General features: G+C 69.2%; 26 protein-coding genes. 5 read left to right on the top strand and 21 right to left on the bottom strand.

The window, feature by feature from the left end:
- Positions 1 to 2: 2 nt before the first annotated feature.
- The 10 genes from KOL93_RS06885 to KOL93_RS06840 form a co-directional block, all read right to left on the bottom strand.
- Positions 3 to 998, bottom strand: a complete 996-nt coding sequence (locus tag KOL93_RS06885; protein WP_221584611.1) for an ABC transporter substrate-binding protein — start codon at positions 996 to 998, stop codon at positions 3 to 5.
- A gap of 67 nt (positions 999 to 1,065) precedes the next feature.
- On the bottom strand, positions 1,066 to 1,554 hold the full coding sequence (locus KOL93_RS06880; RefSeq protein WP_221584610.1) for a DUF6328 family protein: 489 nt from the start codon (positions 1,552 to 1,554) through the stop codon (positions 1,066 to 1,068).
- A 90-nt stretch (positions 1,555 to 1,644) separates the two neighbouring features.
- Positions 1,645 to 2,757, bottom strand: a complete 1,113-nt coding sequence (locus KOL93_RS06875; protein ID WP_221584609.1) for a DUF1611 domain-containing protein — start codon at positions 2,755 to 2,757, stop codon at positions 1,645 to 1,647.
- 226 nt (positions 2,758 to 2,983) lie between these two features.
- Entirely contained in the window at positions 2,984 to 4,690 is a 1,707-nt protein-coding gene (locus KOL93_RS06870) for a sugar phosphorylase (RefSeq protein ID WP_221584608.1), read from the bottom strand.
- Positions 4,687 to 5,982, bottom strand: coding sequence for a glycoside hydrolase family 36 protein (locus KOL93_RS06865; protein WP_221584607.1), 1,296 nt, complete (start codon positions 5,980 to 5,982; stop codon positions 4,687 to 4,689). Before KOL93_RS06865 ends, KOL93_RS06870 begins: the two co-directional genes overlap by 4 nt.
- A complete protein-coding gene (locus tag KOL93_RS06860) occupies positions 5,979 to 7,076 on the bottom strand; it encodes a Gfo/Idh/MocA family protein (protein ID WP_221584606.1) in 1,098 nt (365 codons plus the stop codon). Before KOL93_RS06860 ends, KOL93_RS06865 begins: the two co-directional genes overlap by 4 nt.
- The gene (locus KOL93_RS06855; protein ID WP_221584605.1) at positions 7,073 to 8,131 is read right to left on the bottom strand and encodes a zinc-dependent alcohol dehydrogenase; all 1,059 of its coding nucleotides are present in this window, start codon (positions 8,129 to 8,131) and stop codon (positions 7,073 to 7,075) included. Before KOL93_RS06855 ends, KOL93_RS06860 begins: the two co-directional genes overlap by 4 nt.
- A 52-nt stretch (positions 8,132 to 8,183) precedes the next feature.
- Complete coding sequence (locus KOL93_RS06850; protein WP_221584604.1) at positions 8,184 to 9,104, bottom strand: carbohydrate ABC transporter permease; 921 nt, start codon at positions 9,102 to 9,104, stop codon at positions 8,184 to 8,186.
- Positions 9,101 to 10,090 carry a carbohydrate ABC transporter permease gene (locus KOL93_RS16340; RefSeq protein ID WP_308291570.1) on the bottom strand — a complete coding sequence of 330 codons (990 nt, stop codon included), beginning with the start codon at positions 10,088 to 10,090 and terminating at the stop codon, positions 9,101 to 9,103. Before KOL93_RS16340 ends, KOL93_RS06850 begins: the two co-directional genes overlap by 4 nt.
- Positions 10,087 to 11,475, bottom strand: a complete 1,389-nt coding sequence (locus KOL93_RS06840; protein ID WP_308291569.1) for an ABC transporter substrate-binding protein — start codon at positions 11,473 to 11,475, stop codon at positions 10,087 to 10,089. Before KOL93_RS06840 ends, KOL93_RS16340 begins: the two co-directional genes overlap by 4 nt.
- Positions 11,476 to 11,604: 129 nt before the next feature.
- Here KOL93_RS06840 and KOL93_RS06835 point away from each other — a divergent pair, with 129 nt between their 5' ends.
- On the top strand, positions 11,605 to 12,756 hold the full coding sequence (locus KOL93_RS06835) for an ROK family transcriptional regulator (RefSeq protein ID WP_221584603.1): 1,152 nt from the start codon (positions 11,605 to 11,607) through the stop codon (positions 12,754 to 12,756).
- Positions 12,757 to 12,791: 35 nt separating this feature from the next.
- On the opposite strand, the gene KOL93_RS06830 is transcribed toward KOL93_RS06835, so the two are convergent.
- From KOL93_RS06830 to KOL93_RS06820, 3 genes are all read right to left on the bottom strand, one after another.
- Positions 12,792 to 14,138, bottom strand: coding sequence for an alpha-L-fucosidase (locus tag KOL93_RS06830; protein WP_221584602.1), 1,347 nt, complete (start codon positions 14,136 to 14,138; stop codon positions 12,792 to 12,794).
- A 72-nt stretch (positions 14,139 to 14,210) separates the two neighbouring features.
- Positions 14,211 to 14,954 carry an SDR family NAD(P)-dependent oxidoreductase gene (locus tag KOL93_RS06825; protein WP_221584601.1) on the bottom strand — a complete coding sequence of 248 codons (744 nt, stop codon included), beginning with the start codon at positions 14,952 to 14,954 and terminating at the stop codon, positions 14,211 to 14,213.
- Entirely contained in the window at positions 14,951 to 15,787 is an 837-nt protein-coding gene (locus tag KOL93_RS06820; RefSeq protein WP_221584600.1) for a fumarylacetoacetate hydrolase family protein, read from the bottom strand. The genes KOL93_RS06825 and KOL93_RS06820 overlap by 4 nt, the downstream gene beginning before the upstream one ends.
- Before the next feature lie 111 nt (positions 15,788 to 15,898).
- Here KOL93_RS06820 and KOL93_RS06815 point away from each other — a divergent pair, with 111 nt between their 5' ends.
- On the top strand, positions 15,899 to 17,194 hold the full coding sequence (locus KOL93_RS06815; RefSeq protein WP_221584599.1) for an enolase C-terminal domain-like protein: 1,296 nt from the start codon (positions 15,899 to 15,901) through the stop codon (positions 17,192 to 17,194).
- Positions 17,191 to 18,129: an aldo/keto reductase gene (locus tag KOL93_RS06810; protein WP_308291568.1), complete on the top strand. Its 939-nt coding sequence runs from the start codon at positions 17,191 to 17,193 to the stop codon at positions 18,127 to 18,129. The genes KOL93_RS06815 and KOL93_RS06810 overlap by 4 nt, the downstream gene beginning before the upstream one ends.
- A gap of 4 nt (positions 18,130 to 18,133) precedes the next feature.
- On the opposite strand, the gene KOL93_RS06805 is transcribed toward KOL93_RS06810, so the two are convergent.
- From KOL93_RS06805 to KOL93_RS06795, 3 genes are read right to left on the bottom strand one after another with little or no spacing between them, the layout of a single operon-like run.
- On the bottom strand, positions 18,134 to 18,952 hold the full coding sequence (locus tag KOL93_RS06805; protein WP_221584598.1) for an amidohydrolase family protein: 819 nt from the start codon (positions 18,950 to 18,952) through the stop codon (positions 18,134 to 18,136).
- Positions 18,949 to 19,287: an L-rhamnose mutarotase gene (locus KOL93_RS06800; protein ID WP_221584597.1), complete on the bottom strand. Its 339-nt coding sequence runs from the start codon at positions 19,285 to 19,287 to the stop codon at positions 18,949 to 18,951. The genes KOL93_RS06805 and KOL93_RS06800 overlap by 4 nt, the downstream gene beginning before the upstream one ends.
- Before the next feature lies 1 nt (position 19,288).
- The gene (locus KOL93_RS06795; RefSeq protein ID WP_221584596.1) at positions 19,289 to 19,960 is read right to left on the bottom strand and encodes a FadR/GntR family transcriptional regulator; all 672 of its coding nucleotides are present in this window, start codon (positions 19,958 to 19,960) and stop codon (positions 19,289 to 19,291) included.
- A 112-nt stretch (positions 19,961 to 20,072) separates the two neighbouring features.
- On the opposite strand from KOL93_RS06795, the gene KOL93_RS06790 reads away from it, so the two are divergent.
- On the top strand, positions 20,073 to 20,933 hold the full coding sequence (locus KOL93_RS06790; RefSeq protein ID WP_221584595.1) for a serine hydrolase domain-containing protein: 861 nt from the start codon (positions 20,073 to 20,075) through the stop codon (positions 20,931 to 20,933).
- Positions 20,934 to 21,359: 426 nt separating this feature from the next.
- Here KOL93_RS06790 and KOL93_RS16435 read toward each other — a convergent pair whose 3' ends face one another.
- Positions 21,360 to 21,812: an Rrf2 family transcriptional regulator gene (locus KOL93_RS16435; protein WP_221584594.1), complete on the bottom strand. Its 453-nt coding sequence runs from the start codon at positions 21,810 to 21,812 to the stop codon at positions 21,360 to 21,362.
- A gap of 270 nt (positions 21,813 to 22,082) precedes the next feature.
- Entirely contained in the window at positions 22,083 to 22,772 is a 690-nt protein-coding gene (locus KOL93_RS06780) for a hypothetical protein (protein ID WP_221584593.1), read from the bottom strand.
- Positions 22,773 to 22,802: 30 nt separating this feature from the next.
- Here KOL93_RS06780 and KOL93_RS06775 point away from each other — a divergent pair, with 30 nt between their 5' ends.
- Positions 22,803 to 24,143, top strand: a complete 1,341-nt coding sequence (locus tag KOL93_RS06775) for an MFS transporter (RefSeq protein ID WP_308291567.1) — start codon at positions 22,803 to 22,805, stop codon at positions 24,141 to 24,143.
- 229 nt (positions 24,144 to 24,372) lie between these two features.
- Here the strand turns inward: KOL93_RS06775 and KOL93_RS06770 are convergent, their stop codons facing one another.
- From KOL93_RS06770 to KOL93_RS06760, 3 genes are read right to left on the bottom strand one after another with little or no spacing between them, the layout of a single operon-like run.
- Positions 24,373 to 25,167: an ABC transporter permease gene (locus KOL93_RS06770; RefSeq protein ID WP_221584591.1), complete on the bottom strand. Its 795-nt coding sequence runs from the start codon at positions 25,165 to 25,167 to the stop codon at positions 24,373 to 24,375.
- The gene (locus KOL93_RS06765) at positions 25,164 to 25,880 is read right to left on the bottom strand and encodes an ABC transporter ATP-binding protein (protein ID WP_221584590.1); all 717 of its coding nucleotides are present in this window, start codon (positions 25,878 to 25,880) and stop codon (positions 25,164 to 25,166) included. The genes KOL93_RS06770 and KOL93_RS06765 overlap by 4 nt, the downstream gene beginning before the upstream one ends.
- Complete coding sequence (locus tag KOL93_RS06760; RefSeq protein ID WP_221584589.1) at positions 25,877 to 26,236, bottom strand: hypothetical protein; 360 nt, start codon at positions 26,234 to 26,236, stop codon at positions 25,877 to 25,879. Before KOL93_RS06760 ends, KOL93_RS06765 begins: the two co-directional genes overlap by 4 nt.
- Between the last annotated feature and the right edge of the window lie 70 nt (positions 26,237 to 26,306).

Below are 26,306 nucleotides of genomic sequence, written 5' to 3'. Positions count from 1 at the left end.
CGCTACTCGATGACGCGGTCGGCGCGGTCGGTCACAGACGCGGGAATCTCCACGCCCATGCGCTCGGCCGCAGCCGGGTTGATGATCAGTTCGACGTCGTTCGACGTCTCGACGGCCATCTCCGCGGGATCCGCGTCGTCCTGCAGGATCGCGGCCGCCATCTCGCCCGTCTGGTAGCCGAGCTTGCCGTAGTCGATGCCGATCGTGGCGATCGCGCCGCTCTCGACGGGTCCGGCGTCGCCGCTGACGACGGGGATCCCCTTCTGCTCCGCGACCTGGATCAGCGCGGCGATGCCCGAGACCACGGTGTTGTCGGTCGGCACGTAGATGGCGTCGACGTCGCCGAGCGACTGGGTCGCCTGCTGCACCTCGGCCGAGTTCGAAACCGTGGCCTCCTCGATCGTGAGGCCGAGTTCGTCCGCGGCCTCCTTCGCGAGATCGACCTGCACCTCGGAGTTGACCTCGCCCGAGCTGTAGACGACGCCGACGCTCTCGGCGTCGGGCGCGATCTCGGCGAGCAGCGCCAGCTGGTCGGCGACGGGGTTGAGATCGCTCGTGCCGGTGACGTTGGCGCCGGGCGCCTCGTTCGAGTCGACCAGCCCGGCGGCCTCGGCGTCGGTGACGGCCGTGAACAGCACGGGGGTGTCGACGATCGCCTGGGCGGCGGCCTGCGCGGCAGGCGTCGCAACCGTGAAGACGAGGTCGTGGCCGGCACCCGCGAACGTCGTGGCGATCGTGTTGGTGTTGGGCACCTCGCCCTGCGCGTTCTGGTCGTCGTACTCCGCCTCGACGCCCGCATCGGCGAGGGCCTCCTTGAATCCCTCGGTGGCCGCGTCGAGCGCGGGATGCTGCACGAACTGGAGCACCCCGATCGAGGCCTGGCCGCCGGCGTCGTCGCCAGAGCCTCCCTCGTCGGCGGGTGAGCAGCCGGTGACGGCGAGCAGCGCGGCGGCGCCGATGCCGACGGCAGCGAGGAAACGGGAGCGGAGCTGAGACATGTGACGTCCTTGTGCACGTATCGGTCGGGTATGACCTGTGAATCGTACCTGCTGCGACGCCGGTTCTTCACCGCCGCCGAGCGCGGAACGTGAGCGGTGCGACCACCCAGCCGGCGACGGCGACGGCCGCGAGCGAACCGCCGGCGATCCACCCTGCCGGCGACCCGATGACGACGTCGAACACGAACCCCACGACGCCCGCCAGGAGGAGCGAGACGATCGCGAGCGCCGCGGACAGGCACACGTGCCCCGCGGTCACGATCGACGCCTTCGCCCCCGTGCGGAAGAGCACCCGGTGTGCGGCGACGGGGGCGAGGGCGATCACGGCGCTCAGCGCGCTCAGCGCGATAAGCACCAGGTACAGCGCCTTCTGACCCGGGTCGAGGTCGGCGAAGGCGGGCTGGAAGGCGAGGGCGAGCAGGAACCCGGTGAGGATCTGCGTGCCGGTCTGCAGCACGCGCAGCTCCTGGAGCACCTCGAGCCAGTTGCGGTCGGCGCGCTCATCCGGCGTCTCTCGCCGGCGGGGGTGCTGCGCCGAAGCGGCATCGTCCGACATGCGTCGACGGTACCGCCACGACGCGTCGCCTGTCTCGCCCGTGCTGGTTCCACATGATCCGGCGGCGGCGGAGCCCGCCGCCCGGTCGGTCTACGCGACGACGGCGGGGCGAGGTGTCGCGCGGTCCGCGAGAGCGGGGAACGACTGCAGCACCATGTCGACGAGTCGGTCGAGCGGACGCGTCAGCGGATCCGTCGCCGGCACGCCGTGCGCGAGCTCGATGTCGTCGATCGCGTCGTCGATCTCGACGTCCGTCATGCCCTCGTGGTTGACCGTGACGCCGATCACCCGCGTCGCGGCGAACGCCTCGATGAGTGCGATCTCGCTCTCGAGCGTGGGCATGGGGACCATGGGGAAGTCGCCGAGCACACGCCGGCGCGGGGCGTGCTGGACGATCACGCCGGCGGGCCGACTGCCGCGCAGGATGTGCGCCGAGGTCAGGTAGGCGGGATGACTCAGCGCGCCCTGCCCTTCCACGATGATGATGTCGGGATCCTCGCCCTCGAAGGCGGCGACGATCTGGTTCTCCACCTCGCCGGAGCAGAACTGCGGCACGAGCGCGTCGAGAGCGACGCCGTAGCGGCCTCCCTGGATGATCGTCGTCTGCCCGGTGCCGACCATGACAGCGCGGATCCCGCGGTCGACGAGCGCCTGCACGACGAGCGTCGCGGTGGTGCGCTTGCCGATCGCGCCGTCGGTGCCGAGCACCGCGATGCGCGGGCAGGTGACACCCTCGATCCGGCCCGAGAAGAGGTGCAGATCCTTCTTCTCGCGCGGACGCCGAATGTCGGTGATGGTGACGCCGGCGAGGAGGCTCGCGGCGGCGAACTCGACGTCATCGGCGAGGAACTCGTGCAGGCCGTTGATGATGTGCATGCCGCGGGCGATGCCGTCGAGCAGCACGACGCGCTGCGCCGTCGACAGCAGCCCGTCGGCGGGCGCGACGCCGCAGATGAGGTAGTCGGGGACCCGTCCAGCGTGCGCGATCGCATCGGGGAGAGCCGCGAGCACGGGGATCCCGTTGCGCACGCCGTCGAGGAACTCGCCGGCGTCGACGCCCGCGTGGGTGCTGTCGATGACGCTGAGGATCTCGTACTTCTCGGAGTGCCGGACGAGGCCGTTGGCGGTCTTGCCGTCCTGCGCGCCGAACTGGCCCTCGCAGTAGACGATGGCGGTGGACTGGGTCGGCAGATGAGCGTGCATCGAACTCCTCGCGGTCACACAGAGGAGGCGACGGATCACGGAGAGCCCGGAGGCGGATCGGCAGACAAGAAGTCTTCTCTGATCGTCGGCGCGATGCCGACTCCCTCAACCTAGCAGGGGCACATGTGCGCGGGCCGGGCGGGGTGCCGATCCGCCCCGATGACGGCTCATCGCCAGCTGCGCGGATCCGCCGGTGTCGTCAGCGGATCCGCGCAGGCTCAGCGCGTCAGGAGGCGGGTCGGCGCAGCCACACGTACTCGTACGGCTCCAGCGCCAGGGCGTCGTGCCGTCGCCCCGTGAGCACGTCGACGCCCGACAGGCGCGGCGCCTCCACGCGGTCGCCGCTGACGTTGATGACGGCGACGATCTCGTCGGGCGTGCCACCGGCTCGCCGGATGACGACGAGGCGCTCGTCGTGGCGCTCGATCTCCTGGTCCGCGAACGGCGAGAAGCCCGGCAGGACGCGACGCGTCTCGAAGAGCCTCCGCAGCCCCTCGAAGATGCCCCTGCGCCGCGGCGAGGTCGCCAGCTCCTCAGCCAGCACGTCGGCGTCGAGGCGCGCGCGGTTGATCCGGCGCGCGATCCCCGACTCCTCCACGCCGTCGATGTCCTGCGCGGAGCCGAGCAGCGAGTGGTAGTAGATCGCGGGCACGCCGACGACCGACAGGAGGATCGCGTGAGCCGCGAGTCCGCGCTGGACGACCGCCGCCGTGGGATCCGGGTGGTCGGCCTCCACGAGCGCGTCGAGGTAGTTGGTGTTGAGCTCGTACACCGTCTCGGATCCGTCGGGCTGGGTCGCCATCGAGATCCGGCCGCCGCGCGCGAGCGTGCGCTCGACCATCAGCCGGCGATCGTCGTCGGTCAGCAGTCCGGTCGTCGGACGGAGGCCGATGCCGTCGTGGCTGCTCAGGAAGTTGAACCACGTGGCGGTGTGGCTCACCGGCCGGATCCCGGAGGCCCAGTCGGCGAGGGCCGTCGCGCGCCCCGTGATGAAGGCATGGAGGACCAGCGGCGGCAGGGCGAACTGGTAGACCATGTTCGCCTCGTCGTCGCCGTCTCCGAAGTACGAGATGTTGTCGACGTGCGGGACGTTGGTCTCGGTGAGCAGCAGCGCACCCGGGGCGACGGCGTCGATCAGCGCACGCCACACCTTCACCACGGCGTGCGTCTGCGGCAGGTGGATCGAGCTCGTGCCCGATTCCTTCCAGAGGAATCCGATCGCATCGAGGCGGATCGTTCGCGCACCGCGCGCGATGTAGCCCAGGAGGACGTCCGTCAGCTCGAGCAGGACGCTCGGGGTGCGCGGATCGACGTCGATCTGGTCGGGCCCGAACGTCGTCCAGACGTTCGCGGTCGTGCCGTCGGCGCGCTCGAACGGATGCAGGAGCGGCGTCGCCCTCGGGCGGACGACCTGCGCCGTGTCGAAGTCCGGAGACGGCTCGAGGAAGTACCCGTCGTACCGCTCATCGCCGGCCAGCCACCCGCGGAACCACGGGTTCGACGCCGACACGTGGTTCGCGACGAAGTCGAGGGCCACCTGGTATCCGGCCGACTCCGTCTCCTCGACGTCGGCCCACGTGCCGAGCGCCGGATCCACCTCGCGATGGTCGACGACCGCGAAGCCGTCGTCGGACGTCCACGGGTAGATCGGCAGCAGGTGCACGTCGGTGAGGATGTCGCCGATGTGCTCGCGGAGCACCCCCGCGAGCGTGTGCAGCGGCACCTCGCCGTCGCGCGTGAACGAGTCGCCGTATGCGATGAGGTACGCGGTCTCGTGGCTGAGGGGCGACGAGCCCTCCGGGGGCAGCTGGGGTTCCCACCGCTCCGCCAGGGCGACGAGCTGGTCCCGCACCTCGGGCCCGTCGTCACCGTAGAGCGGAGCCAGGAGCGTCTCGAGTCGATCGCGCAGCGCGCGAGAGCGATCGGCGTTCATCGCGCACCGCCCAGCAGCTGGCGCACGAGCTGTCGGCCGTGCTCGTCGAGCGCCGAGAGCCGGTCCGAGGATCCGCGGATCCCCGGCTCGGACAGCACGACGTCTGCCCACTCGTCGCGCAGCACGAACTCGGGCCGTGCGACGAGGCAGTCGGGGTCGTTCGTCCACAGCCGCCCGTGCTGCCACCGGCGCGCCTGCATCGACATGCGGCCGCGCAGCCCCTGCGATCCGTCCTCCCCGCCTTCGTGGAACGTGTCGGGCGAGACCCGCATGGCGTCGACGATGCCGACGCTCGGGAGGATCGGCGCCCCGCAGGCGAGGAGGAATCCGTCGTCGCCGAACACATCGCGGATGAGCTGGAGACCGGTGCGATACGCGGAGACCGGCGTCGCGTCGGCGTCGTACCGCGTCGCGGCGACGGCGCCGGCATAGAGGAAGTCGAGCTTCACGTAGTCGATGCCGAGATCGCGCAGCTCGGAGAACGTGTCCGTCAGGTAGCCCTGGACGCCGGGGTGGGTGAGGTCCAGTCCGACGAGGTGGTCTCCCCAATTGTAGCCAGCGGGTCCCGTCAGCCACTCGGGATGGGTGCGGGCGATGTCCGACTGCGAGCCGACCGCGAACGGCGCCGCCCAGATGCCGGCTCGTCGTCCCGAGTCGCGGATCGCGGACACGGCGTCGGGCAGGGAGCCGAACCGCGGATTCGGGCGCATCCACTCGCCGGTGCCGAGGCTCCAGCCGTCGTCGATCTGCACGACGTCGACGTCCAGTCCGAGGCGCTCGATCTCCGCGAGGTTCTCACGCACGTCGGCCGCCGTGACCTCCTCGAAGTACTGGTACCACGTGCACCACACGCGAGGATCGGGCGCCGAGGCACGCGCGCCGTTCTCCCGTCCGAACCGCTCGCCGAACCACTCGAGAGCGCGTCGCCGCGGATCAGGAGCGGATGCGAACTCGTCCAGCTGCCAGATCTCGACCGGCGCGCTCGCGTCGATCCGCAGACGATCGCCCTGCGGGGTCGCGCGGATGGACGGCACGTCGCGGGAGGCGTCGAGAGAGCCGCAGACGAGCGGCGCGGATCCGTCTCCGGCGTCGACGACCAGCAGTCCCTCGGCCTGGTACCCCTCGTCGGGAAGGGGCGAGTCGGGTCGGAACCGCATCAGTCGCTGCCACTCCTCGGCGGGCCGATGGGCGGGATCGACGGGGCCGAACCAGGTCGTCGGGCTCCAGCTCTGCCAGCCCTCCGCGTAGATCCGCGCCTCGGGCGTGATCGACATCTCGTGGACGGTGATCATTCCGCGTCTCCTTCACGTGCGTCAGCAGGATCGAGGCGCAGGTCGACGGGGTGCACCGGCACTCCGCACGCCTCCGCGGACCGCACGGCCGCGAGGCCGACGCGCACGCTTCCCAGAACGTGCGCCGCCGAGTTCTCGGGCGCGCGCCCCTCGACGACGGCGGACATGAGCTCCCCCATGGCGCCGGCGAATCCGTCGACGAACCAGGCGCCCTCCAGCGGGAACGAGGTGCGCTCGCCGTCGCGGTCGAGCTCCACGGCGTCGGTGTCGCGCAGGATGCTGCCGCGGATGGTGCCCTCGGTCCCGTGGATCCAGAAAGGGCAGCCGGCCTCCGCGCTGCGGGCGTTGCCCACGATGCGGATGGCGGCGGTCGCTCCCGTGTCGGTCGTGAGCTGCAGGCCGGCCTGCCATGGATTCCGCGCGGCGTCCGGCTGACCGGGAACCCGGCCGTCCTGGGCGGCGACCGTCGACACCCGCGATCCGTCGAGCCAGCAGCGCGTGATGTCGATCCAGTGGACGAGGTAGTCCGACAGCAGCATGTGCGCGATGTCGTCGAACGGCGTGCCGACGAGGGGCGGGAGCGGCTTGTCGTGAAGATGCGTGACGCCGACCACGTCGCCGATGTCGCCGCGGCGCACCAGCAGGCTGCTGAGACGCCAAGCTGGGGCCCAGCGCGCATTCTGGTTCACGGCCACGCGCACGCCGCGGGCCTCGGCGTCGGCCAGCACCTCGCGCATCTGCGGGATCTCCGCCTCGTCGACGAGGAGCGGCTTCTGGGCGAGCACGTGCTTGCCCGCGCGGACGGCCGCGGCGATCAGCTCCACGCGCTCGTCCGGGCCGGTCGCGATGTCGACGATGTCGACGCGCGGATCCGCGAGCAGGTCGTCGACGGACGCGTGCACGGTCTCGATCCCGAAGTCGTTCGCGATCGCGCGAGCGCTCTCGACCGAGCGCGAGGCGACGGCCACGACCGGCACATCCCAGGCCGCGTAGGCCGGCAGATGCGCCGTTCGGGCGATGGCGCCCGCGCCGACGAGGCCGACGTTCAGGCGGCGCTCCGGGAACGCGGGACGGTAGTCGGGAGCGACGGTCATCGAGTGCGCTCCGGCGCCGCGTCGAAGCGCAGCGTCGCCTGGAGCACGTCGGCGTCGCCCGAGTCGAGGCGCTCGAAGATGCCCGCGACGTCGGTCGCATCGACGACGTCGGTGACGAGGTCCGCGGCATCGACCGCTCCGGAGAGGAACAGCCCCATCACGGTGCGGACGAGGCGAGGCTGATCCCACCGGCCACCCAGGCCGACCGGGACGCCCGAGATCTGGCTCGCGACGATCCGCACGCGGTTGTGGTGGAACTCCTCGCCGAGGTTCAGACCGCTCGCGCCGCCCTGGTAGAAGCCGGACGCGGCGACCAGACCCTCGACGGTGACCGATCGCACCGCCTCGTGCAGCGCGCGGTCGCTGCCCGAGAGCTCGATCGCGCTGTCGGCGCCGCCGCCCGTGAGCTCGCGGATCCGCCGGCCGGCACCGCCGTCGACGCCGACGGGGACGACCTCGCTCGCGCCGAAGCGCGCCGCCCGCTCGAGGCGCTTCCCCATCGCATCGACCGCGAGCACGCGGCCGCCGGACAGCGTCGCGAACTTGGTCGCGAGGAGGCCGATGACGCCCTGGCCGAAGACGGCGACCTGCTCGCCGAGTCGGACGTCGGCGGCGAGCACGCCGTTGAGGGCGATCGCACCCACGCGCGCGAACGTGCCGAGGATCGGATCCGCATCGTTCGGCATGACCCGGCCCTGCAGCGCGGCGGCCGGAAGCACCGCATCGCTGCGATGCCCCCAGATGCCGTGCACGACGTCGCCGACCGCCAGTCCCTCGACGTCGTCGGCGATCTCGACGATCTGCCCGACCTCCGAGTATCCCCAGCCCTGCACCGGATAGCCGAAGCTCGGCTCCCCGGGGACGAAGAGCCGGTTCTCGGCATCCCAGGCGGACGTGAGGTAGGGATTCGTGCCGCGATACGCGGTGAGCTCGGTGCCCGCGGAGATTCCGGAGTACCACGTCTCGACGCGAACGGAGCCGGGCGTCAGGGGCGCCGACGCGGTCTCGACGAGCTCGACGTGGTGGGGGGAAGTGAACTGGACGATTTGGGGCACGACCTCGCGCCCTCCTTTCGATACGGGTGAAGCGGATGAGCCGAGACGGGCGTCAGCCCTTCTCGGCGCCGGCGGTGAGCCCGCCGACGAGAAGCTTCTCGGACGCGAAGAACAGGATGATGATGGGCAGCGTGAGGATCACGGATCCCGCCATGAGGATCGTGGTGGGCACCTCGATGCTCCCGGAGAGCTGCGACAGACCCAGCGAGACGGTCCAGTTCTCGCGCTTCTCGATGAGGAACAGCAGCGCGAAGAGGAACTCGTTCCACGCGATCATGAAGACGAACAGCCCGTTCGAGATGATCGACGGCATCGCGAGCGGCAGGCTGATCCGCCACATGGTCTGCACGCGCGTGCACCCGTCGATCGCCGCGGCCTCCTCGAGGGAGACGGGGATCGTGGCGAAGTAGTTGCGCAGCGTGTAGATCGAGACGGCCACGACCTGCGACACGTAGACGATCAGCAGCCCGACCAGCGATCCGCGCAGCCCGACGCGCGTGAAGAACACGAACAGCGGGATGGCGAGCAGGATCACCGGGAAGAAGTACACGGCGAGGAAGAGCGCGGACACATGGCGGCGACCGAAGAACCGGAGCCGGCTGACGGCGTACGCGCCGGGAATCGACACGATCAGCGTCACGACGACCGTCGCGAGCGCCACGAGGAGCGAGTTCCACATGAAGCCCGTGAAGCCCTGACCGCCCTCCGAGGTGGGCGCCAGCACGTCGAGGTACGTCGTGAGGTCGAGCTCCTCGATCGAGATCCACAGCGCGCCCGGATTCTGGATCAGGGAGTCGAGCGAGCGGAAGCTCAGCAGGAGCATGTAGTAGAACGGCACGATCGCGGCGAGCAGCAGCGCGACGATCACGATCGGCCGCAGCACGCGCAGAATCGCGTTCTCCGCTCGGTCGCGGAGCATTCCCGTGGGTCGCGGCCGTGTCTGCGGTCGCTCAACGGAGCTGTCGAGGGTCATGCCTGCTCCTCCTCTCGTCCGAAGAGCTTGAGGTACGCCCACACGAGGATCGCGAGGATCGCGGCGAGGATCAGGGCCTGAGCCGCCGCCGCGCCGATGTCTCCGCGCGCCGTGAGGTAGTTGAAGACGCGGACGGACACGACCTCGGTCCCCGCGCCGCCGCCGGTGAGCAGATAGATGTCGTCGAAGTTGTTGAACGTCCAGATGAACCGGAGCACGCACAGCACGGCGATCGTCGGCACGAGCTGCGGCAGCAGGATGTGGAAGAACCGCTGCGTGGGCGTCGCGCCGTCGACGCGCGCCGCCTCATCGAGCGTGTCGGGGACGGCCTGCAGTCGAGCGGTGAGGAAGAGGAAGGCGAACGGGAACGACCGCCACCCCTCGAAGACGATGACCGTCATGAGCGCGATCGGGAGCTGGATCTCCAGCCCGAACACCTCGACCGGAAGCCACCGGGCCGAGAGGAACGCCACGGGATCCTCCCAGCCGAAGACGTTCACCCCGACCCAGTTGACGATCCCGTACTGGGGGTTGAGCATCGTCGACCAGACGAAGGTCGCGGCGACGACGGGCGCGACGTACGGCAGGAGGAGCGCGGCGCGGATCGCCCCGCGTCCGCGGAACGGCTTCCGCAGCGCGAGAGCCGCGATCAGCCCGACGCCGATCGCGAGCCCGGTTCCGAGAACCGAATAGAGCAGCGTCGTCCACAGCGAGGACAGGAAGCCCGTCGAGGTGATGACCCCGATGAAGTTGTCGAGCGTGTACTCGCCGAAGAAGCCCGCCGTCCCGATGTTGATCAGCCGCACGTCCTGGAACGCGAGGGCCACGGCCCACAGGATGGGCAGCACGACCGCGACCAGCACGATGATGAGCGTCGGCGAGATGAGGAGGAGCCCCGATCGGTTCTCCTCACGCCGCTTGCGCGACGCTCCGGTTCGGCGGGGCGGAGCCGCGGACGGACGCGGCCCCGCCGTCACCTGCGTCACTGAACGGACTCCGCGATGGAGCGCACCACCTCGGTCGTCTGCTCGACGACCGCCTCGGCATCTGCACCCTGCGTGACCTCGCTGACGCCCGCCGCGATGGGCTGCTCACCCTGGAGGGCGCCGAGCAGGTCGCCCTGCCCCTGCGTGAGACCCCAGCGGGCGAGGTTCTCGGGGCCGGCGGCGACCGCGGAGAGCACCTCGTCGCTGTAGAAGTCGGAGAGGGGCGCCTTCGTGTCGACGCCCGCGGGAAGCGTCCCCCAGGCGTCCGCGAACAGCGTCGGCTCCTCCGGCGTCCCGGTTCGGACCGGAACCTTGCCCTCGGGCGCGATCGCGATCCACGGCTCGTAGCCGTCGGACATCATGTACTCGATGAGCGCCGTCGCGCTCTCGGTGTCGGCCGTCGCGGTCGCGGTCCACGACGTGATCTCGCCGAACTGGGCCGGCTCCGCGCCATCGGGCCCGGCGATCGAGGTGACGACCCCGGTGTTCTCGGCGAGGAATGCGCCGTTCTCCTGGCATTCGGCGCAGGACGGCTTGGCGTCGTCGCGGAGCCCCGCCATCTCGTCGAGGACGAAGCTCGACCAGACGAACATCGCCGCATCGCCCGCGAAGTAGCTCGCGCGCGTGGTGTCGACGTCCTGTGCGCCCGGAACCGACGACTCCGTGATGAGATCGCCGTAGAACTCGAAGGCGCTGACGCACGCATCCGAGTCCAGCTGGATCTCGCCCGCGCTGTCGACGAGCTCGCACCCGTTGCCGAGCGCGATGTGCTCGAACGTCTGCTCCGTGAAGGCATCTCCCGGGGCCGTCGCGCCGACGAACCCGGCGATGTCGCCGTCGTCGAGCGTCTCGGCCGCCTCCATGATCTTCTCGTAGCTGTCGGGTGCATCCAGCCCCGCCGCCTCGAAGAGGTCGGTGCGGTAGTAGAGCATCTGGGTCCACGACTCGCTGGGCACGGCGAGTGACGTCTCGCCATCGGACGTCAGCTCCAGTGCGTTCTCGGAGAACGTCGACCGGTCGAGGCTGTCCAGAACGGATCCGACCGCGTCCGTGTCGATGAGGTCGTTGGACGACAGCGTGCGCACCTGCGGCAGGGAGAGCCCGCCGATGACGTCGGGAAGATCTGACGCCGCCGCGGCGGAGGTGATGAGCTGGCTGAACTGGTCTTCCGCCACGGGAACGAGCTCGACCTCGATGCCGCTCTCCTCCGTGAAGGCGTCGACGATCTCCTGCGTCGCCGCGACGCGATCCGGCAGGTCCTCCTGAATCCAGAAGGTGAGGGCGCCGTCACCGCCCTCGTCACCGCCCGTGCTCCCGCTGCATCCGGAGACGGCCAACACGGCCGCACCCGCTGCGGCGACTGCCATCATCTTTCGGTTCTTCACCGTGCGCCTCCTTGCGCTGATCCTGCACTGCTGAGAGGTCCGCGGATGGCCGCGAATCATTAATGTCTAAACGTTAGGCATAATATGTCTAGCTGTCAATCATTAGGGTGGATGCACAAGGAGGTGCCCATGCCGGGACCAGGGGACGTGCTGGCGCTCGTGCGCGCACACGGCTCGCTCACGCGCGGTGAGGTGAGGGAGCTGACCGGCCTGTCGCGGATGACGGTGTCGACGCGCATCGACGCACTTCTCGACAGCGGCCTGCTGGTCGAAGGCGATGCGCATCGGAACAGCGCCGGGCGGCCGTCGCGCCGGCTGCACTTCCACACCGACCACGCGCGGATCCTCGTCGCCTCCGTCGACACGACCCACACCACGGTCGGCGTGACCGACCTCGCGGGTCGCATCCTCGTCGAGGAGCGCATCGCTCCCGCCGTCTCCGACGGGCCCGAGGCGACGCTCGACGCGATCGCGCAGACGGCGACGCGGCTGGTCGAGCGCTCTGGCGCGTCGCGCGCAGACGTGTCGGCCTGCGGCGTCAGCGTGCCGGGCCCGATCGACCCGGATACACGGCGCCCGAACGAGCCGCCGATCATGCCGGGCTGGGACGGATTCCCGATCGCCGAACGGCTGCAGGACCGCCTCGGCGTCGCGATCCACGTGTCGAACGACGCTGACGCCGCGGCCCTGGGCGAACAGCGGCGCGTGTACCCGCCGTCGCGGTCGCTGTGCTTCGTGAAGATCGACACGGGCATCGGATCGGGCATCGTCCTGGGCGGCGGCATCTACCGAGGCACCGACGGCGGATCCGGCGACATCGGGCACATCAAGCTGGCCGGACACGGCGGCGAGATGTGCCTGTGCGGTGCGACCGGCTGCCTCGCGTCCATCGCGTCCGGACGCGCCCTCGCCCGGCAGCTCACGGAGATCGGGAAGACCGCCGACTCGGCGACGGACGTGCGCCGTGCACTGAACGCCGGCGATCCGGACGCCGCCCGGCTGACGCAGGATGCCGGACGCGTGATCGGCGAAGTGCTCGCAACGGTCGTGTCCGTGCTGAATCCGACGCAGCTGGTCCTCGGCGGCACGCTCGCAGTCGCCCCGATGATCGCCGGCGTGCGCGAGGCGCTCTACCCGCGATCGCTTCCGCGCGCGACGCGCAACCTCCAGATCGTGCCGTCGCAGCTCGGCCCCGACGCCGCCCTCATCGGCCTCTCGCTCCTCGCCGTCGACGAGGAGTACTCCTCGGACGCCGTCAACGCGCTCCTGACGCCGGCCTGACGGCCGGCTCCCGCACGGCTCGCCACGTCAGCGGGTCAGCCGGCGATCGGCAGGTCCACGCGGACGGGACCGGCCACCGCCCGCGATCCCACCGTCACCCTGATGCGATCGCCGTCTGCCGACACCGCGGATCCGTCGCTCGCCACCGCTCGGTCCGCACGCAGGGCGCCGGGCTCGACATCGAGGACGGTCGTCGTGCCCTCCTCCGCCAGGATGAACGCGTGCGCCGTATCGCCCGTGCGCGTCCAGCGCACCCACGGGTCGTCAGACGGGCGCGCGATCGCGGGATCGAGCACGCGGGACCCGAAGATCGCCGACTCGTGCGCGGCGTTGAACGCCCCGAGCCCCTCGAGCGTCCGCCGCTGGACGGCCGTGACCTCGCCGGCGGCCGTCGGGCCGATGTTGAGCAGCAGGTTGCCGCCGCGAGCGACGACGTCGAGGAAGTGGGTGATCGCCCCGACTGCGTCGAGCGAGTTCGACTCGTCCTCGCGCTGATTGTGGCCGAATGAGAAGCCGACGCCGCGGCAGTTCTCCCACATCCCCGTCTCCTGCGCACGACCCTGCTCGTACTCGCTCGTGCGGAAGTCCCAGTGCGTCTCCCCCCAGCGATCGTTCGAGACGCCCTCGGGGCGCGCGGCGTAGAAGCGCCGGAACAGCTCCGCCATGCTCTTCCCGCCCTCGGGCTTTCCCGCGTCGGGCCATTCGATGTCGCCCCAGAGGATCTCGGGACGGTACCGCTCGATGAGGTCGGCGACGTGATCGAAGGCATAGTCCGCATAGGCCCTGTCACGCGGACGGAGCTCGTCGGTGATCTCGCTCGTGATCGGCGGCTGGCCTCCGAAATGCCAGTCGAGACCGCCGGAGTAGTAGACGCCGAAGCGCACGCCCGCGCGCTCGGCGGCCTCCCGCAGCTCGCCGACGATGTCCCGCCGCGGACCGCGCCGGACGGTGTTGCGGTCGCCGGTGCCGGGAGCGTCCCACAGCGTGACGCCGTCATGATGCTTCGTCGTGGGGATGAAGTATCGGGCGCCCGCGGCCTTCACGAGCGCCATCAGCTCGTCGGCATCGAAGGACTCGGCTCGCCAGGCGTCGAGGAAGTCGTCGTAGTCGGCGCCGCCGTAGACCTCGTCGTGGTGCTTCTGGGCCGGGCTGCCGTCGATGCGGATCGTGTTGAAGTACCACTCGGCGTAGGGATTGTGCGCCATCCAGGTGGCGGGCTCGATCGTGCCGAGCGCACCGATCGGCTCGGCCCACGCGGGCACGGCGTACGGTCCCCAGTGCACGAAGATGCCGAGCTTCGCGTCCCGGAACCACTCCGGGGTGTCATGCGCGAAGCCGGTATAGGCGTCGGGCCTGGTCGGCTCGTCGCTGAACATCGCCATGCGAGGGTCCTTTCTCTGGTGTGGATCACCGGCCGCCGACGCCGAAGGCAACGGCTCCGGAGAGATATCCGATCAGGAGGCCGGCCGCAGACGCAGCCCCGACACCCCGCCGTCGACCTCGAGGATCGTGCCCACCGTCGACGCGGAGCGGGGGTCGGCGAGATACGCCACGGCGCCGGCGACCTCCTGCGGCTGCACGAGGCGGCCGTGCGGCTGCCGCTCCGCGAGCGCCTCCCGCTCGGCGACGGGGTCGCCCGCCGCGTCGAGGAGGCGAGTGACCCACGGGGTCTCGGCGGTTCCCGGGCTCACGCCGTTCACGCGGATCCCCTCGCGGACGTGATCCGCCGCCATCTGCAGGGTGAGCGCCGCCAGCGCGCCCTTGCTCGCGCCGTAGAGCGCGCGCTGCGGAAGGCCCGCGCCGGCGGCGATCGAGCACACGTTCACGATCGCGGCGTGCGGTGACTCCCGCAGCCACGGGAGAGCGGCCCGCGACACGCGGACGGGCCCGACGACGTTGACGTCGAGCACGCGATGCCACTCGTCGTCGCTGTTCGCCTCGACCGTGCCCTGGGCGCCGATGCCGGCGTTGTTCACGACGATGTCGATGCGGCCGCACCGCTCCGCCACCTCGGCCACGGCACTCCGCACGGCGGCGTCGTCCGCGACGTCCACCCGGATGTCCCCGGCGTCGTCGGATGACGTGACGTCGAAGCAGACGACCGTCGCACCGTCCTCGCGCAGACGCGCGGCCACGGCGGCGCCGATGCCCGATGCGCCGCCCGTCACGATCGCGACGAGCCCGTCGAACGCACTCATACGATCTCCTGCCGCTGCGTGCCGAGGCCGTCGATCTCGACCTCGACGACGTCGCCGACTGCGAGATAGGGGAAGCGGCCCGAGAGGGCGACGCCCTCCGGCGTGCCGGTCAGCACGAGATCTCCCGGCTCCAGCACGAGGAACTGGCTGAGGCGGTAGACGATCTCGTCGACGCCGAAGATGAGATCCGCGGTCGACGACTCCTGTCGCGTCTCGCCGTTGACGCGGCTGCGGATCCCGAGCGCCCCCGGATCCACCTCGTCGGCCGTCACGAGATGCGGCCCGACGGGCGAGAACCCCGGGAACGACTTGCCCTTGCTCCACTGCCCACCCGAGCGCTCGAGCTGCCACTCGCGCTCCGAGAGGTCGTTGACGACGACGTAGCCCGCCACGTGCGCGCGAGCCTCGTCGGGCGAGGCGAGGTAGCTGGCGCGGCGGCCGATGACGACGCCGAGCTCGACTTCCCAGTCGGTCTTCGTGCTCCCCGGCGGCAGCGGCGTCGCGTCGTACGGGCCGGCCAGGGTGTTCGCCGTCTTGAGGAACACGACGAGGTCGTCGGGCGGTGCGGATCCCGACTCCGCCGCGTGGGCGGCGTAGTTCATGCCGATGCAGATGATCGACGACGGGCGCGCGATCGGCGCCCCGATGCGCGCGTCGCCGCGCTCGAGGCGCGGAAGCTCGCCCGCCTCCGACGCCGCGCGCGCGGCCGCCAGTCCGTTCTCGAGGAAGGATCCGTCGATGTCGTCCGTGAGGCCCGAGAGGTCGAGATAGTGGTCGGATCCGACGACGACGGGGCGCTCCGCTCCCGGCTCGCCGATGCGTGCGAGGTGCATGATTCTCCTTTGAACATCCGAGCTCTGCGCACTCCTGCAGACGGAGCGCACGGGGAGCCTAGCAGTTGACGCCACAGAGATCGGATGTTTATGGTTCTCGGAGGAGGACCAATGACGATCATCAGTTCCGTGGAGACGGCGGACATCCGCTTCCCCACGTCCGCACAGCTCGACGGGTCGGACGCCATGAACCCCGACCCCGACTACTCCGCGGCATACGTGGTGATCCGCACCGACTCCGCCGACGGCCTCGAAGGCCACGCGTTCGCCTTCACGATCGGGCGCGGCAACGACGTCCAGGTGGCGGCGATCGACCTCCTGCGCGACCACCTCGTGGGGCGCGAGGTCGAGCCGCTGCTCGCGGACATGGGCTCCGCCTGGCGGCTCCTTGCACACGACTCGCAGCTGCGCTGGCTCGGCCCCGAGAAGGGCGTCATGCACATGGCGATCGGCGCCGCCCTGAACGCCCTGTGGGATCTCAAGGCGAAGCGCGCGGGCCTGCCCCTCTGGCGCCTGCTCGCGCGCATGTCGCCCGAGGAGATCGCGGACCTCGTCGACTATCGCTACCTGTCCGACGCGCTCACGCGGGACGAGGCCATCGCGATCCTGCGCGCCGCCGAGCCGGGGCGCAGAGACCGCGAGCGGGCTCTGATCGCCGACGGATATCCCGCCTACACGACGACGCCGGGGTGGCTCGGCTACTCCGACGACAAGCTCGCACGGCTGTGCCGCGAGGCCGTCGCCGACGGGTTCGGGCAGATCAAGCTCAAAGTGGGCGCCTCTCTCGCGGACGATGTCCGACGTCTCGGGATCGCGCGTCGCGCCGTCGGCGACGGCTTCCCCCTCGCCGTCGACGCCAACCAGCGCTGGGATGTCGGCGACGCGATCGACTGGATCCGGGAGCTCTCGCGCTTCGACCTCGCTTGGGTCGAGGAGCCGACCAGCCCCGACGACATCCTGGGGCACGCCGCGATCGCGCGGGGCATCGCGCCGGTGCCCGTCGCGACCGGCGAGCACGTCCACAACCGCGTCATGTTCAAGCAGCTGCTGCAGGCCGACGGGATGCAGATCATGCAGATCGACGCGGCGCGCGTCGGCGGCGTCAACGAGAACGTCGCACATCTCCTCCTGGCCGCGAAGTTCGGCGTGCGCGTCTGCCCGCACGCGGGCGGCGTCGGGCTGTGCGAAGCTGTGCAGCACCTGTCCATGTTCGACTTCGTCGCGGTGTCCGGATCGCTCGAGGGGCGCATGATCGAGTACGTCGACCACCTGCACGAGCACTTCGTCACCCCCACGCGCGTCGAGGGCGGCCGCTATCTCGCCCCCGAGGCGCCGGGCGCGGGCACCGAGATGCTCGCGGAATCCCGCACCGCCCACCTCTGGCACGCCGCGGAGACCGTCGCGTGATCGAGCGCCTCGGGTTCGGCGCGGCGTCGATCGGCAACCTCTATCGCGAGATCTCCGACGAAGCCGCCCGGGGCGCACTCGAGGCGGCGTGGGAGGGCGGGATCCGCACCTTCGACACGGCGCCCCACTACGGCCTGGGTCTCAGCGAACGACGCCTCGGAGAGTTCCTCCGCGATCAGCCGCGCGACGAGTTCCGCCTCTCGACGAAGGTCGGCCGCCTCCTCGAGCCGAACCCTCGCTTCGACGGCGGCACCGACGAGGCCGACGGGTTCGCCGTGCCGAACGATCACGTGCGGCGCTGGGATCCGAGCCTCGCCGGCGTCGAGCGCTCGCTCGCCGGCTCACTCGAGCGCTTGGGCCTCGACCGCGTCGACACGCTGTTCCTGCACGACCCCGACGCCTACGACCTCGACGACGGCCTGGCCCGGGGACTGCCCGCCCTCGCCGACCTGCGATCTCGCGGGCTCGTCGAGGAGATCGGCGTCGGCGTCAACAGCGTGGAAGCCGCGGCCCGCGCCGTGCGGGAGGGCGACCTCGACGTCGTGATGATCGCGGGTCGCTACACACTGCTCGAGCAGCCCGCGCTCGACGATCTCCTGCCTCTGTGCCTCGAGCGCGGGGTGCGCGTGCACGCCGTCGCGGTGTTCAACTCCGGGCTGCTGGCCGCGTCCGATCCGGCGCGATCGCACTACGACTACGGTGACGTCCCCGCGGAGCTCGTCGCGCGCACCGAGCGCCTGCGCGCCGTGTGCGATCGCCATGGCGTCCCGCTGCCTGCCGCGGCGATGCAGTACCCGCTGCGCCATCCGGCGGTCGAGCGGGTGATCGTCGGCACCTCACGCGCCGCCGCGGTGCGCGAGAACATCGCGCACATGACGATGCGGATCCCCGAGGAGCTCTGGACGGACCTGCGCGCCGAGGGCCTCGCGCCGTGAGGACTCAGCCGAGGGCGTAGATCTCCCGGGCGTTCGCTCTCGCGACCCGCGACCACGCGGATCCGCTCTGTGCGCGCACGATGTCGACCCACGCATGCGTCGTCAGGTCGATGTCCGCGCCCGTGCTCACGGGCCAATCGCTCGCGTAGAGGCACCGGTCGGGCCCGAAGACGGCCAGGGTCTCCGCGAGGAAGTCGGGCGCGTGGGCGTCGAACGCCGCGGCTGTCTCGGCCTCGGAGCGGAGGCCCGACAGCTTGACCGACACGTGCGGCAGCTCCGCGAGCCGCCGCAGCGCCTCCCGCCACGCACGACCGCCCCCGGAGACGATCCCCCGCTCGACGGGCGGCTTGCCGCAGTGGTCGAGGACGATCCGCGCGTCGGGAACGGCGCGCGCGAGCGCCGTCAGCGCGTCGAGCTGAGTCCACCGGACGCACGCGTCGAAGGCGAGGCCCGCGTCCGCGAGCTCGGCGAGACCGCGCCGCATCGCGCGGGTGTCGATCGCCTCGCCGGGCAGCCCCTGCAGCAGGTGCCGTGCGCCGCGGACGAGGGGCCTGCGGACGAGATCGACGATCGTGTCGCGGACGTCTTCGGCGTCGAGGGCGACGTCGGCGACGATGCCGACGAGCCCCGGCCAGTCGAGCTGCTCGACCCAGGCGACCTCCTCCTGCGGCGTCGCGCGCACGTCGGCCTCGACGAAGATCCACTCGTCGGCGCCGTCGAGCTGATCCGGCAGACGCGGCCCGTCGAGAGCGGTCCCCGCGATCCAGTCGACGGGGATCGCGCGCGGGTCCCACACGTGCGCGTGCGCGTCGAGGACGGTCATCGGGCGTCGTCCGCGCGCTGGGCGCGCAGATCCCAGACCTGTGCGAGCGGAGCGGTCCCCTCGTCCCCGTCCGCGTCGCGGAAGACCTCGACGAACCGCCCGATGTCGGCCTGCCACGCGCGGTCGGCGGGGTCGGCGACCAGGGCGTGCCGCGCGGCGTCCCAGTCGTCGCACTCGACGAGATGGAACAGGCGCGTGCCGGACCGCCAGATGGTCCAGTCGTGGATCCCGAGGCGCACGAACGTCGCGACGAGGTCGTCGGGGATGCGCGCATGCCGCTCGACGTACTCATCGACCGCACCGTCGCGGAGCTCGGAGTGCAGGGCGACCCTCATGTCAGCGCGCCTCGCGCAGCCAGTGCTCGACGCCCGAGACATGCGCGATCATGAGCGCCTCGGCGAGCTCGCCGTCGCCCATCTGCAGGGCCCGCAGGATCGCGCGATGCTCGTCGATCGTGCGCGCGACGGATCCGCCCTCGGTGATCCCGCGCCACACGCGAGCGCGGACCGTGTGGCTGGAGAGCGACTCGATGAGATGCGTGAGGTAGGAGTTCCCTGACGCGGCCGCGATGCGCGCATGGAAGTCGACGTCGTGCGCGACGAGATGCTCGATGTCGGTGTCGTTCGCGATGTCGTCCAGCAGGCCCGCGATCTCCGCGAGCTGCTCGCCGGTGATGCGCGCGCTCGCGAGGGCGACGGCCTTCGGCTCCAGGATCCGGCGGACGGCGAGGATCTCGAGGATCGAGTCGTCCTGGTGCAGATCGACGACGAAGCTCATCGCCTCGAGCAGGAGATCAGACTGCAGGCTCGTCACGTACGTGCCGTCCCCTCGGCGCACGTCGAGCACGCGGATCACCTCGAGCGCCTTGACGGCCTCCCGCAGCGAGCTGCGCGACAGCCCCAGTCGCTCGCTGAGCTCCTTCTCCGGGGGGAGGCGACTGCCGGGCGACAGGTCGCCCGACACGATCATGTCCTTGATCTTGAGAATCGCCTCGTCGGTGACGGCCATGCGTGTCAGTCTAGCGATTGGTCGGATGTCTCTCTGTCGAATCCGCGGCTGTCACCACACCTCGGGCCGGCCCACCTGGCCGGCGCACGGCTTCTTCCGGCAGATTGGTCCCATGACGCGCGCGCAGAGCATCCTCGACACGGTCACACGCGGGATCGATGAGGTCGGCTTCGTCGCCCACGGGGTGCACGTGCGCGCCGGCGACCAGACCGCGTCGCATCGCTGGACCCTCGAGACCCGCGAGGAGATCCACTCGCTCGCGAAGGGGATCGCGGTGCTCGCCGTCGGGATCGCGCGCGATGAGGGCGTGCTGGATCCGGACGAGCCGGTCGTGCGGATCCTCACGGATCTGCGAGCCGGAGACGGCGTGGAGTCGATCACGACGCGACATCTGCTCACGATGACGGGCGGAGTGGATTTCCCGTGGACGCCGACGATGTTCGAGGACCACCGGGACGTCGCGCACGCCTTCCTGGGCGGCACCAGCCGCGGCCGGGTGTTCCAGTATGCGAATGCGAGCACGTACGTGGCGATGCGCGCGCTGGCCGCCCGAGTGGGAGATGTCATGGATTGGCTGCACCCGCGACTGTTCGCACCGCTCGGGATCGAGGACGTCGTCTGGAAGCGCTGCCCACTCGGATATGTGCGCGGCGGGGACGGCATCTCCCTCACCACGTCGGAGCTCGCCCGGCTCGGGGTGCTCATCCGCGACCGCGGCACCTCTGACGGGGAGCGCCTCGTGGCCGCCGAGTGGATCGACAGGATGCACGCCGACTGGGTCGCGACGGGCGACGGCCCCGGATACGAGGGCTACTCGATGGGCGGCTGGCGCGGGCCAGGCGACGCCTGGCGCCTGCACGGCGCGCATGGACAGCTGCTCCTCTTCATCGACGACGCCGTGATCACGATCACGGGCGATGACCACTTCCGCGCGGATCAGGTCGCCACCCTGGCGGTCGACGCGGCGCGGTGAGCGGGCGGCGCCGTCGCAGAAGTTCACGGCAACCGCGAAACGGCCGGATCCACATGATGCGGATCCGGCCGTTCGAACGAGTGGACGCGGGTGGACTCAAACCGAACACCTGGCAGCGGTTCGAGCGGCTGAGTTCCGCGTGGAACCACGCGAAACTTCGTATCGTTCACGAGCCGCACGCTGCCACCGACGACCAGCAGGGAGTCGTCGCGAACCCTAGGAGACGAGCTAGAACACCCCTGACCGAGAGGCAAGTGGAAGCTATCCGAACTGTACGCGCGAACGGCGAGAGCGTGGTCTCGATCTGTCAGCGGTTCGACGTGCATCGGATGACCGTCTGGACGCACACGAGAAACGCGCTCTGACATTCACCGTGAAATGGAAGCGCCGTAGTCTCGAAGCTCTTCGGTGTTGAGATGACGGAGGTCACGTAGACTGTTCCGGCAACGGATGGGCGGCAAGGATCAACCCGAGAACGTCGCTCACTGTGCGTCGACTCAGCTCAAGGTCGACAACGGCTTCTACGTCCTTGTACACGGAAGCAAGCACTGGACGTATGCCGTAGCCCACTGGGCACGTCTGCTTCGGCTCGTGCGGATGCATGGCGAACAGCGGATCTGCCGCCAACGCTTGTCGCACATCTGAGAGTCGTATGTCGTCGGTCGGTCTCGTGATCGTCCAGCCCGAGCCAGGACCGCGTCCGCTTTCCACTATGCCAGCGCCCCTCAGAGGTGCGAGTAGCCGTCGAACCAGCACTGGGTTGCTCGCCAAGCTCTCGGCGATTCGTTCCGAAGTCAGAGGTCGCTCGCCCCGACGGGCAGCGAGTTCGATCCAACAGAGTGCGTGGACAGCGATTGAGAAGTGACTATTCGCGGCCATCACCGCGTCCTGCCGACAGTTGGCGGGCCTGCATCCACGTCATTGTCCAGTTCGTTCCCAGGTCGGCTCGTCGTTGACGGAGAGGGACTGCCCCGATGTGACTCTCCGGGCAAAAATCTAGTGCCACCGGTATCGCGCGACGATTCTTGTGTCTTCGAAGGCGTCTGAGCCTACCCTCCCGCCAAGAAACCGGAACCCGACCGTGCGCTTCGCGAGGCCTTCGATGAGTTGCGGCGAGAACATGCTGCTCCGTCACTAGTCGGCGGATCATTAATGGGAAATGGTTGCGAGGCGGAGAAGTTCGATGTCAGTCTCGACGTCACCGCATGCATCTGAGATCAGATCGATCCATTCGGCGTCGGCTGACAGCGCTGCTACTGCGTCGTCACGCTGGTGCGCGGTGGGGAAGGGCGCGTGCCAAACCAAAGTTGGCTCGGGTCGAACGGGAAGTCGCGGGAAGTCGTTGACACTGCATTCGGTCAAGAGGATGGACGCCCGGCTGCCCAGACGAGCTCTTAACGAGGTGGCGACTCGGGTCGCGATCTCTCCGCCGTCACGCTGGGGAAGGTGCCGGATAATCCCGGTTGCCGCTGCAGGGTATTCGTTGTCGCGCCCGCCAATTTCCACAGATGGAGATTGAGCGGCCCACCGCAGAAGCAGCACATCATCGCTATCTATCATGGTCTCGTTAGCGACGTCGCGATGCTCCTTCCAGACGGGCCCGTCGTAGAAATCCGCGAGTGCAGTTCGACGAGCAGGCATACCGACAAAACCGCGCCACCAGACGAACATCTCAGGAGCGTCAACGTCGCGATAGAGCCGACCAACTTGTATCCCCGCTGCCGACTGCCCAGCAATCAGGTGCCGCTCGAAGAGGTCATGCAACACATCGACGTGAGCCGGGGACCTGAGCTGGTATCTACGCAACTCCACCACCCGCGCATTCGACAGCGTCAGCATCAGACCTTCCTTCAGCGTGGGCTCGATTGAATGGAGAACTATCATAGTTACATATTCCGGACGTCATTTCCAGAAGTGCGGGCGAAGCCCGCATCAGCGTCGTCGCGCCTCGGAGTTAGCACTCGACCATGTAGAGTGCTAACTCCGAGAGCGGAGGCGGTGGGTGGAATGACCTTGGGGCGGCAATATTGGCGCTTTTGGATGGCGACCGTGGCAGTCAATCTCGGCGACGGGATCCGGGTGGCGGCGTTCCCGTTGGTGGCGGCATCGCTCACTGACGATGCCTTACTGGTCGCCGCAGTGGCGGCTGCGGCTGCACTTCCCTGGCTGGTCACAGGATTGGTCGCCGGAGCGTGGGCAGACCGCTACAACGCGCGCCGTCTTCTCGTGGGTGCCGATGCCCTCAGGGTCGCTGTTTTGAGCGCTTTGGTCATCACGTTCGCCTTCGACATGGCCAGTATCGGGGTACTCGCTGTCAGCGCCTTCCTTCTCGGAGTCGGGGAGACGGTGAGGGACACCACCGCGCAGAGCGTCGTCCCGCGACTGGTACCGACCCCTCTGCTGGAGCGCGCGAACGGTCGGTTGGTGGCGGGTGAGCTCGTCGCGAACGAGTTCGTCGGCCCTCTGGTCGGCGGTCTGCTGTTCGCCGCAGGTGCAGTGCTGCCTTTTCTCGCCAACAGTGCCGCGTCGGTGTTCGCGATCCTGCTCATCCTCGGTCTGCCGACGCTGAGCCTGCGGGCTACACCACAGCCTTCCCTAGAGAGCGCCAGCGCAGGAGTTGTGAAGGGTCTGCGATGGTTGTTCACACACCGCACCCTCCGCTCGCTCGTGATGGTCGGGGCAATGGTCGCGCTCGCAGACAGCGCCTGGTTCGCGATCTTCGTCATCTACGCCGAGAACCGTCTCGGGCTTGGCCCCACCGCCTTCGGTGCCTTGCTCGCGGTCGGCGCCGCAGGCGGACTGCTCGGCTCACTGCTTGCGGAACACCTCATCCGATGGCTCCGACACCGCACAGTGATCGTCGGCGCTATTGCTGCCGCCGCAGTCACTCCGGCTCTTCTTCTCATCGCATCGTCGATCTGGGTCGCCGTGGCCGTCGTGCTGGTCACCAGCGCGGGATTCGGAATCTTCAACGTTGCGAACGTCTCATTGCGCCATCGGTTGACGCCGGAGAATCTTCTCGGCCGTGTCATCGCTGCGTCACGGACGGTCGTCCTCGGCGCCGGTGCCATCGGCGCCCTGGCCGGCGGGGCTTCCGGTTCCATCTTCGGGCTGGAAGCACCATTTGCCCTGGCAACTGGGTTCGGACTCTTCGCCCTCATCATCTGGATCTGCGCTTCTCGCCGACCTCATCTTCCCGACTTCGCCTGAGCGGGCAAGCGCATGACCGCCACCCAAGGCGCTTTCGCGTTGCCCATTCCGACCCGGCCGTCCTCACATGTGTGATTCGCCGACGCGCAGAAGACGAGCCGGTCGCATAGCGGACTCTCGCGTCACGCGGGACGACGGGAAGCACGGGCTGATTCAACGCGAACCCGATCCTGACAGCTGAGCGATGTGCAGGTCTTAATACCCGCGGCCGACCGAGCCGCTGGTATGTTCACCTCAGGTCCCGCCGGAGAGGGACGAGGACAGCGAGAGTCACCGCCGCGGCTGCGTACGCCACGAGGATATAGGCGCCAAGCACGGGTGAGGCCATCGTCGCCGGTGTCAGCGCGGTTTGGCTCGCGATCGCGTCGGTGAGGAAATCGAAGCTCGTCAGTGACGCCGTTGCACCTCCGGGCAGGAGCGGGTAGACAGCATTGACGCCGGGAATCAGCATCAGGATGTACTCGACGAACATGAAGTAGCCGAGCACGATTCCGACCGCGACCAGCGGCGAACGTGCCAACGCGCCGATTCCTACGCCGAGCAACATGTAGACGGCAGCGGCGAGAGCGAGTTGGATGAGAGCTGGCGTCAGATCCACAGGGTCTATACCCAGCGGTAGACGGCGCATCCAGGCGGCGCTGATCAGGGCGAGCAGGGCCGCTAGCGAGACGATTATTCCGTAGACGATGCCCAGCACCGTGTAAACGGCGAGTTTGGCCGTGAGCACTCGTCCCCGCCGAGGTACGGCGAGGAACGTCGTCCCGATCGTGCGGTGCCGGAACTCGCTCGTGATCGCGATCGTCCCGATCAGCGCGGGAACGAAGAGGAGCACGGTGCCGATCCCGAGCACGAACCCCACACCCTCAGGCGTGTCGATATCGGGCATGGGAGGTTGGGCATTCTGCGGTCCGGTGAGCGCGAGGAGAAGGGTCATACCGCCTCCGCACGCGAGCGCGATGAGTGCCGACCACAGCGGCAGGCCGGTGGCGCGCAGGCGCGCGACTTCCCCGTGGATAGCATTCACGAGACGATTCCTTTCTGCGTGAGGCGCAGGAAAGCATCCTCGAGCGGCGTGTCTTGCGTCACGAGTTGCTCAAGGGCACCTACCCAAAGTGTGCGGCCGTGATCGATGAGGATGATGTCGTCGATCGTGTGCTCGATCTCATGGAGCACATGACTGGAGAGCAATACCGCCCCACCGGCATCTGCGAAACTGCGCAGGAACCTCCGGAGCCAGGCGATTCCGCTCGGGTCGAGGCCGTTCGATGGCTCATCCAGTACAAGGATGTCGGGGTCTCCGAGCATTGCAGTAGCCAGCGCGAGGCGCTGGCGCATACCGGTGGAGAATGTGCCGATCCGGCGATCGGCGTACGACTCTGCCTCCACGAGCGACAACACGGCGTCGACTCGAGACCGGTCGATCCCCCCGAGTGCGGCGTAGGTGCGAAGGTGAGCGCGCGCCGTCATCCGCGGATGCGCCGAGGCGATGTCCAGCACAGCGCCGACCGTTCTGGTAGGCGCGACCAGATTTGCGTAAGACACGCCGGCGATTTGCGCCTCGCCGGCGTCTGGGCGGATCAAGCCGAACAGTGCACGCATCAGCGTGGATTTGCCCGCCCCGTTGGGGCCGAGGAGGCCGACAACCCGACCGAAGTCGACGCGCAAAGAGACATCCTCCAACGCGACGACCTCCCCGAACCGCTTGGAGAGACCCTTGGCCTCGATCGCCGCACTCATGGACGCACGCCCGAGCGGAGTTCCGCCGCAATCGACTCTGCATCGTCGGTACTCAGAAGGACCTCGTCGAACCCCGTTGCGGCCCGGTCTACGGTGATCCGCAGCAGCGGGTGCCCACGCTTCATCGACACCAGGCGACGCACTCCTGAGGGGTGACGGAACGTCCCCAGCTTGCGGTAGCGGGAGACGACGAGACCGGATCTCACACCGAGCATCTCTGAGGTCCACCCCTGTTCGGTTGACACATCCCGGATCACCGACCGGGGAATCAGCAGTTGTGGGCGTCCCGTCATCGCCGCCTCCCAGCCAGGGAACTGCACGAGCACTCCCGTTCGGTCGCATGTGACGTTCGTCATCGTGCTCTCCTCGATCGTTAGAATGAAATCGAACTGATAACATTATCAGCATGAGAATGATGAGGAGTCA

The sequence above is a fragment of the Microbacterium salitolerans genome (assembly GCF_019720895.1).
Lineage (GTDB): Bacteria > Actinomycetota > Actinomycetes > Actinomycetales > Microbacteriaceae > Microbacterium.
Note: the sequence above shows the minus strand (reverse complement) of the source record. Positions and strands in the feature narration are given on the sequence as shown.

Coding starts and splice junctions, on each gene's coding strand:
- KOL93_RS06825 (WP_221584601.1), bottom strand. CDS start 14,954: ATGAGTGCGTTCGACGGGCTCGTCGCGATCGTGACGGGCGGCGCATCG.
- KOL93_RS06885 (WP_221584611.1), bottom strand. CDS start 998: ATGTCTCAGCTCCGCTCCCGTTTCCTCGCTGCCGTCGGCATCGGCGCC.
- KOL93_RS06795 (WP_221584596.1), bottom strand. CDS start 19,960: ATGGCCGTCACCGACGAGGCGATTCTCAAGATCAAGGACATGATCGTG.
- KOL93_RS06850 (WP_221584604.1), bottom strand. CDS start 9,104: ATGACCCTCGACAGCTCCGTTGAGCGACCGCAGACACGGCCGCGACCC.
- KOL93_RS06875 (WP_221584609.1), bottom strand. CDS start 2,757: ATGCACGCTCATCTGCCGACCCAGTCCACCGCCATCGTCTACTGCGAG.
- KOL93_RS06830 (WP_221584602.1), bottom strand. CDS start 14,138: ATGGCGATGTTCAGCGACGAGCCGACCAGGCCCGACGCCTATACCGGC.
- KOL93_RS06880 (WP_221584610.1), bottom strand. CDS start 1,554: ATGTCGGACGATGCCGCTTCGGCGCAGCACCCCCGCCGGCGAGAGACG.
- KOL93_RS06820 (WP_221584600.1), bottom strand. CDS start 15,787: ATGCACCTCGCACGCATCGGCGAGCCGGGAGCGGAGCGCCCCGTCGTC.
- KOL93_RS06760 (WP_221584589.1), bottom strand. CDS start 26,236: ATGACGAACGTCACATGCGACCGAACGGGAGTGCTCGTGCAGTTCCCT.
- KOL93_RS06870 (WP_221584608.1), bottom strand. CDS start 4,690: ATGAACGCCGATCGCTCTCGCGCGCTGCGCGATCGACTCGAGACGCTC.
- KOL93_RS06835 (WP_221584603.1), top strand. CDS start 11,605: ATGCCGGGACCAGGGGACGTGCTGGCGCTCGTGCGCGCACACGGCTCG.
- KOL93_RS06790 (WP_221584595.1), top strand. CDS start 20,073: ATGACGCGCGCGCAGAGCATCCTCGACACGGTCACACGCGGGATCGAT.
- KOL93_RS06775 (WP_308291567.1), top strand. CDS start 22,803: ATGGAGAACTATCATAGTTACATATTCCGGACGTCATTTCCAGAAGTG.
- KOL93_RS06800 (WP_221584597.1), bottom strand. CDS start 19,287: ATGAGGGTCGCCCTGCACTCCGAGCTCCGCGACGGTGCGGTCGATGAG.
- KOL93_RS06765 (WP_221584590.1), bottom strand. CDS start 25,880: ATGAGTGCGGCGATCGAGGCCAAGGGTCTCTCCAAGCGGTTCGGGGAG.
- KOL93_RS06860 (WP_221584606.1), bottom strand. CDS start 7,076: ATGACCGTCGCTCCCGACTACCGTCCCGCGTTCCCGGAGCGCCGCCTG.
- KOL93_RS06805 (WP_221584598.1), bottom strand. CDS start 18,952: ATGACCGTCCTCGACGCGCACGCGCACGTGTGGGACCCGCGCGCGATC.
- KOL93_RS06865 (WP_221584607.1), bottom strand. CDS start 5,982: ATGATCACCGTCCACGAGATGTCGATCACGCCCGAGGCGCGGATCTAC.
- KOL93_RS06815 (WP_221584599.1), top strand. CDS start 15,899: ATGACGATCATCAGTTCCGTGGAGACGGCGGACATCCGCTTCCCCACG.
- KOL93_RS06780 (WP_221584593.1), bottom strand. CDS start 22,772: ATGCTGACGCTGTCGAATGCGCGGGTGGTGGAGTTGCGTAGATACCAG.
- KOL93_RS16435 (WP_221584594.1), bottom strand. CDS start 21,812: ATGGCCGCGAATAGTCACTTCTCAATCGCTGTCCACGCACTCTGTTGG.